General features: G+C 75.6%; 1 pseudogene. It reads right to left on the reverse strand.

Features of this window, described 5'->3' with window-relative positions:
• Positions 1 to 4 precede the first annotated feature (4 nt).
• A pseudogene (locus DWX25_RS07730) lies at positions 5 to 225 on the reverse strand (IS110 family transposase); the annotation flags it as partial.

A 225-nucleotide genomic window follows, 5' to 3' on the forward strand; every position in this document is an offset into this window, starting at 1 on the left:
CCCCCTATGCCTCCTCTGCCATGAGGCCGACCGCCCACACCCAGCAGGCGAGCTCGCGCGCCGTGGCCACGTTCGCCTTGTTGCCGTGCACCCCGCGCGCGAGCAGCGCCTCCCGCCTCTCGACCAGCCTCCGCACGCCCTTGGCGGCATGCCTCCGGGCGGCCGGGTCCGGGGCCTGGCCCTTGGCGAGGTCCTTCGGCCGCCCGGAGCACGTCAGGTAGTGCC

This window comes from Collinsella sp. AF18-8LB (assembly GCF_003459795.1).
Classification (GTDB): domain Bacteria; phylum Actinomycetota; class Coriobacteriia; order Coriobacteriales; family Coriobacteriaceae; genus Collinsella.